Origin of the sequence: Pseudomonas sp. p99-361, assembly GCF_003935475.1 — a bacterium.
Taxonomy (GTDB): Bacteria; Pseudomonadota; Gammaproteobacteria; order Pseudomonadales; family Pseudomonadaceae; genus Aquipseudomonas; species Aquipseudomonas juntendi.
In genome coordinates this window covers 24,434-30,691 of the sequence record NZ_RHQO01000024.1, presented here as the reverse complement: position 1 = coordinate 30,691, position 6,258 = coordinate 24,434, and the positions used below count along the sequence as shown (strand labels likewise).

Sequence of the window (6,258 nt, the reverse complement as noted above, 5' to 3'; positions counted from 1 at the left end):
GAGTGGCGGACTCAGCAGGATTCGAACCTGCGACCGCTCGGTTCGTAGCCGAGTACTCTATCCAGCTGAGCTATGAGTCCGTGTCTTGCCGCGCATTATAGGTCGCTGAAACATTTTTGCAAGAACGTTTTCGTTTAAAATCAACTACTTAGCGTTCCTACCCGTTACAGCGCCCTACGCAAATAATGGCGGTGAAGGGGGGATTCGAACCCCCGATACCCTTATGAGGTATACTCCCTTAGCAGGGGAGCGCCTTCGGCCACTCGGCCACCTCACCGCAACACGAGGCGAATATTAAAGAACCTCTTTCACCTTTGCAACCCTTTTTTTGAAAAAAACTTCAAAAAAATTAAAGGCTTGGCTCTTCATCCTTCTCTTTCTTGATCCGCAGGTAGATTTCCTCGCGGTGAACAGCCACTTCCTTCGGCGCGCTAACGCCTATACGTACCTGGTTGCCCTTCACGCCGAGCACCGTCACGGTAATCTCGCCGTCTCCAATGATCAGGCTCTCGGCGCACCGACGAGTCAGAATCAACATAGCTTTCTCCTTACGCAAAACATTCAGGGGTAACAGTATTGGGGTCAGGGCCGGCCGCGGACGACGACCAGCCCGGTCGCACGCTGCACAGGGCAGGACAGGGCCTGCGCAGCGAGCAGAAACACGAAGGGCGCGGCTGGTGCCGCGCCCTTGCAGTGCAGCGCCTTACTCGCCCTGTCGGGCTGGGGCGTCAAGCTCGAACGCGGTGTGCAGCGCGCGTACGGCCAGCTCCAGGTACTTTTCTTCGATCACTACCGAAACCTTGATCTCGGAGGTGGAGATCATCTGGATGTTGATGCTCTCCTTGGCCAGCGCCTCGAACATGCGGCTGGCAACCCCGGCGTGCGAGCGCATGCCGACGCCAACGATGGAGACCTTGGCGATCTTGGTGTCGCCGATCACTTCGCGGGCACCGATTTCGCGGGCGGTGTTTTCCAGCACGCTCTGCGCCTTCTCGTACTCGTTGCGGTGCACGGTGAAGGTGAAGTCGGTGGTGTTATCGTGGGCAACGTTCTGCACGATCATGTCCACTTCGATGTTCGAAGCACTGATCGGGCCGAGGATCTTGAAGGCCACGCCCGGGGTGTCCGGCACGCCGCGAATGGTCAGCTTGGCTTCATCACGGTTGAAGGCGATACCGGAAATGATCGGCTGTTCCATGGATTCCTCTTCATCAATGGTAATGAGGGTACCCGGACCCTCCTTGAAGCTGTGCAGCACGCGCAGCGGAACGTTGTACTTGCCGGCGAACTCCACCGAACGGATCTGCAGCACCTTGGAACCGAGGCTGGCCATTTCCAGCATCTCTTCGAAGGTGATCTTCTCCAGGCGACGGGCCTGCGGCACTACGCGCGGGTCGGTGGTGTAGACGCCATCCACATCGGTGTAGATCTGGCACTCGTCAGCTTTCAGCGCCGCCGCCAGGGCCACGCCGGTGGTGTCGGAGCCGCCGCGACCGAGGGTGGTGATGCTGCCGTGCTCGTCGACACCCTGGAAGCCCGCAACCACGACCACGCGGCCTTCCTTGAGGTCGGCACGAATCTTGTGGTCGTCGATTTGCAGGATGCGCGCCTTGTTGTGCGCGCTGTCAGTGAGAATGCGCACCTGGTTGCCGGTGTAGGACACCGCTGGCACACCACGCTTGATCAAGGCCATGGTCAGCAAGGCAATGGTCACCTGCTCACCGGTCGACACGATCACGTCCAGTTCACGCGGAACCGGCTGATCGGTGATCTGCTTGGCCAGGTCGATCAGGCGATTGGTTTCACCGCTCATGGCCGACAGCACGACGACCAGGTCGTCGCCCGCTTCACGGTGTTTCTTGACCTTATCGGCTACCTGCTCGATCCGCTCGATGGAACCGACAGAGGTGCCGCCAAATTTCTGTACGATCAACGCCATTTCAATGGTGCCTCAGCCCATACAGGGCCCCAAAAAACAATCCAACATGAAGGGGTGGCGGAAGTGGCCGGTGACGCTGCTGCCTGCCACCGGGTGCGGCACCCGGGGGCTTCGCACCCGCCACTGAACCGCCTACCCCTTCATCTCAAAGTCCCTGCTCTGCGAATGGCACGGCCAGCGCCAGGGCCTTGTCCAGCGCAGCGACGTCGACGCCACCGCCCTGGGCCATGTCCGGACGGCCACCGCCCTTGCCACCCACCGCCGCAGCGGCTTGCTTCATCAGATCGCCAGCCTTGAGTTGGCTGGAGAGGTCCTTGGTCACGCCGGCCACCAACACGACCTTGCCCTCATGCTCGCTGCCCAGCAGGATCACTGCGTGGCCGAGCTTGTTCTTCAACTGATCGACCAGGGCCAGCAGGGCCTTGCCATCCTGCCCATCCAGGCGGGCGGCGAGGACCTTGGCACCCTTGACCTCAACAGCCGCGTTGGAGAGATCGTCCCCTGCGGCGCTGGCGGCCTTGGCCTGCAGCTGTTCCAGCTGCTTCTCCAGCTGACGGTTGCGCTCAAGCACAGCCGACAACTTGTCGATCAGGTTGTCACGGTTACCCTTGACCAGTTGCGCGGCTTCCTTGACCTGCTCTTCGGCAGCGTTCAGGTAGGCCAGCGCAGCGGCGCCGGTGACTGCTTCGATACGGCGTACGCCAGAGGCCACGCCGCCTTCGCTGATGATCTTGAACAGGCTGATGTCACCGGTACGCTTGGCGTGGATACCGCCACACAGCTCTACCGAGAAATCGCCACCCATGGTCAGCACGCGCACGGTATCGCCGTATTTCTCACCGAACAGCGCCATGGCACCTTTGGCCTTGGCGGTTTCGATGTCGGTCAGTTCGGTCTCGACCGGCGTGTTCTTGCGCACTTCGCGGTTGACGATGTCTTCCAGCTGCTTGAGCTGCTCCGGCTTCACCGCTTCGAAGTGGCTGAAGTCGAAACGCAGGCGCTGGCTGTCGACCAGCGAGCCCTTCTGTTGCACGTGCTCGCCCAGCACCTGACGCAACGCTTCGTGCAGCAGGTGGGTAGCCGAGTGGTTCAGCGAGGTGGCGTGCTGAACGTCTGCATCGACCTTGGCCTCCACCGGCGCACCGATCAGCAGCGCACCGCTGGTGACCACACCGTGGTGCAGGAAGGCCCCGCCGGTCTTGGTGGTATCACGTACGTCAAAGCGTGCAGCACCCGCCTGCAGGTACCCGCTGTCACCCACCTGGCCGCCGGACTCGGCGTAGAACGGCGTGCGGTCCAGCACCACTACGCCCTGCTCGCCCACCCCCAGCTGGTCGACCGATTGGCCGTCCTTGTACAAGGCGATGATCTTGCCCTGGCCTTCGGTTGCGTCGTAACCGAGGAACTCGGTGGCGCTGTCGACCTTGACCAGGCTGTTGTAGTCCATGCCGAAGGCGCTGGCAGAACGGGCGCGCTCACGCTGGGCGTCCATTTCACGCTCGAAGCCGGCTTCGTCGATGGTCAACTCGCGCTCACGGGCAATGTCGGCCGTCAGGTCCATCGGGAAACCGTAGGTGTCATACAGCTTGAACACCACATCGCCGGGTACCACGGCGCCTTGCAACTGGGCCAGATCTTGCTCGAGGATGCGCAGGCCCTGCTCCAGGGTCTTGGCGAACTGCTCTTCTTCGGCCTTGAGCACGCGCTCGATGTGCGCTTGCTGGCTGGTCAGCTCGGGGAAGGCTTCGCCCATTTCGGCCACCAGGGCAGCAACGATCTGGTAGAAGAAGCTGCCCTTGGCGCCCAGCTTGTTACCGTGGCGGCAAGCGCGGCGGATGATGCGGCGCAGTACATAGCCACGGCCTTCGTTGGATGGCAGCACGCCGTCGGCAATCAGGAAGCCGCAGGAGCGGATGTGGTCGGCCACCACTTTCAGCGAAGCCTGGCCGTCATTGCTGCAACCGATGGCCTTGGCCGCCGCTGCCAGCAGGTTCTGGAACAGGTCGATCTCGTAGTTGGAGTGCACGTGCTGCAGCACGGCGCTGACACGCTCCAGGCCCATGCCGGTGTCCACCGACGGCGCTGGCAGTGGGTGCAGCACGCCATCGGCAGTGCGGTTGAACTGCATGAAGACGTTGTTCCAGATCTCGATGTAGCGGTCACCGTCTTCTTCCGGCGAACCGGGCGGACCACCCCAGATGTCCGGGCCGTGGTCGTAGAAGATCTCGGTGCATGGGCCGCACGGGCCAGTATCGCCCATGGTCCAGAAGTTGTCGGATGCGTAGGGGGCGCCCTTGTTGTCACCGATGCGCACCATGCGCTCGGCAGGCACGCCTACTTCCTTGGTCCAGATGTCGTAGGCTTCGTCGTCGGTGGCGTAGACCGTGACCCAGAGCTTTTCCTTGGGCAGGTTCAGCCATTTTTCCGAGGTCAGGAAGGTCCAGGCGAAGGTGATGGCGTCGCGCTTGAAGTAGTCGCCGAAGCTGAAGTTGCCCAGCATTTCGAAGAACGTGTGGTGACGCGCGGTGTAACCGACGTTTTCCAGGTCGTTGTGCTTGCCGCCCGCGCGCACGCACTTCTGGCTACTGACCGCACGGGTATAGGCACGCTTCTCGGCACCGAGGAAGCAGTCCTTGAACTGGTTCATGCCTGCGTTGGTGAACAGCAGGGTGGGGTCGTTGTTCGGGATCAGCGAACTGGAGGCAACTCGGGTATGGCCCTGCTCTTCGAAGAAGCGAAGGAAGGCTTCACGGATTTCTGCGCTTTTCATAGGTTCTTCCACGGAAACGGCGGCCGTTTGGGCTAATACGTCGAATCGACGAAACGACGGCAAAGGGCGCCATTATAGCCAGCCTGAACAGGAGATACAGTGTGTTTGTACACCAGAACGGCATTGTGCGGATGAAATGCCGTTCATCGACACTGTCAAGGTCGCCTGGCAGCGCTGCACGGCCACGCTGGCGGTACATAAGCAATACCTGGGCACCCAGCCCAAAGGGGATGCTGCGCCTTTCTTCTCGATACCGGAATGCGCCATGCCTGAGCTGAACCTGTCCAAACTGCACTCGGACCCACACCCGCTCCCCCACCCTACGCCATTGATCAATGCCAGCCCCGTCTATTACCTCGACGATCGACAGGCTGGCAGCCACCACACCGCATTCATCAACAAGGACCACCCCCAGCAGCAGACAGAGGTGAAGTACATACAGGCTGATGGCAATGTGCGTATCACACTGGAACGCGCCTATGCGCTGGGGCGACGTTACCGTCGCCTGGCGCCCAGCACCGAGCTGCTGGTGTTCAATGTCGCCCCGCGCGCCACAGGTTCGGATGCACGGCAAAAACGTGTGCAGATCACGACCCACGACTGCTTGCTGGAAGTCACGGTCAACGGCGCGCTATTCATGGTCGCCCAGCATACCGCTGAAGCCATTGCCATTCGCCTGACCGATGGCGGGCACCAGGTGGTCATTACCGGGCAGGTCCGCAAGCCGGTACTGATCGACATGATCGGCAGCGGCAACAGCATCGAGACAGGGGCCGGCATGGTGCACATTGATGCGCACACCGGCACGCACCAGGTAGTCGTCGGTAGCGGCCCTGTCCTGATCGACAAAGGCAATGCGGTGGTCAATGTCACCGGCCACTGCCTGCTTGGCCAGGCCAATTCCAGCACCGTGCTCTACCGCAACACGGCGTACGATGCGCACCTGGCCCAGCCTGTAGCGGCCGAGCATCAGGCGCTAGGCCGCATCGGTGTGCAAGTGACGGGTGATGAGGCGTTCCGCCGGGCGGTAGAAGATGCGCTGGTGCTGATGCGCAAATTGCCGTGCGGCCAAGCACTGCTGGCAGGCCTGGACAACAAGGCCGGGCATACCGGAAAACCGATCAGGGTGAGCGAAGCGGCCAGGCAACAGTTCACTTGCTACACGCCCAGCGATGACGAGCAGGACGAAGACGAAGGCCACTTCATCATCAACGAAAACCAGAGCAGCTGGGGCTACAGCGGTGGCATGCTGGCCTACAACCCGAACTGGTCGACGGCAACCCAATTGCCGCTGCTGGACCTGTACCGCTGCCTGTGCCAGGGCTGGAATTCCATGACCGGCACCGTATTCCCAGGCCAGACAGAGGTTCAGGGCACTTACGGCGCCTACCCGGTAGACAACCTGTTACTGCAAAGCATCGGCTTGCCCACCGACTGCAGATTCAACTTTGGGGGCGCTACTGCGCTTAACACCAACCCCGCCGCTTTCACTGAAAACGGATTACGCCAGGCACTGCAACTGGAACTGCGCACGCAACTGTAAGCAACG

The 6,258-nt window shown here is 61.2% G+C and carries 4 protein-coding genes and 2 tRNA genes; 1 reads left to right on the top strand and 5 read right to left on the bottom strand.

The genetic code is table 11. From position 1 onward, the window contains the following. Positions 1 to 3 precede the first annotated feature (3 nt). From EGJ22_RS13010 to alaS, 5 genes are all read right to left on the bottom strand, one after another. Positions 4 to 80, bottom strand: a tRNA-Arg gene (locus tag EGJ22_RS13010). A gap of 106 nt (positions 81 to 186) precedes the next feature. Beyond that, a tRNA-Ser gene (locus EGJ22_RS13005) sits at positions 187 to 277 on the bottom strand. A 72-nt stretch (positions 278 to 349) separates the two neighbouring features. Beyond that, positions 350 to 538 (bottom strand): carbon storage regulator CsrA, encoded by a 189-nt coding sequence (csrA, locus tag EGJ22_RS13000; protein WP_003254503.1) that lies wholly within the window; start codon positions 536 to 538, stop codon positions 350 to 352. 165 nt (positions 539 to 703) lie between these two features. Continuing rightward, the gene (locus tag EGJ22_RS12995) at positions 704 to 1,939 is read right to left on the bottom strand and encodes an aspartate kinase (protein WP_009681473.1); all 1,236 of its coding nucleotides are present in this window, start codon (positions 1,937 to 1,939) and stop codon (positions 704 to 706) included. Between the two features lie 145 nt (positions 1,940 to 2,084). Then, on the bottom strand, positions 2,085 to 4,709 hold the full coding sequence (alaS, locus tag EGJ22_RS12990) for an alanine--tRNA ligase (protein ID WP_009681474.1): 2,625 nt from the start codon (positions 4,707 to 4,709) through the stop codon (positions 2,085 to 2,087). Positions 4,710 to 4,845: 136 nt separating this feature from the next. On the opposite strand from alaS, the gene EGJ22_RS12985 reads away from it, so the two are divergent. Then, entirely contained in the window at positions 4,846 to 6,252 is a 1,407-nt protein-coding gene (locus EGJ22_RS12985; protein ID WP_009681475.1) for a putative hemolysin-like protein, read from the top strand. Positions 6,253 to 6,258 lie beyond the last annotated feature (6 nt).

Bases quoted from the DNA above. Each gene is read 5' to 3' on its own strand.
- csrA (WP_003254503.1), bottom strand. From the start codon at position 538: ATGTTGATTCTGACTCGTCGGTGCGCCGAGAGCCTGATCATTGGAGAC.
- EGJ22_RS12995 (WP_009681473.1), bottom strand. From the start codon at position 1,939: ATGGCGTTGATCGTACAGAAATTTGGCGGCACCTCTGTCGGTTCCATC.
- alaS (WP_009681474.1), bottom strand. From the start codon at position 4,709: ATGAAAAGCGCAGAAATCCGTGAAGCCTTCCTTCGCTTCTTCGAAGAG.
- EGJ22_RS12985 (WP_009681475.1), top strand. From the start codon at position 4,846: ATGCCGTTCATCGACACTGTCAAGGTCGCCTGGCAGCGCTGCACGGCC.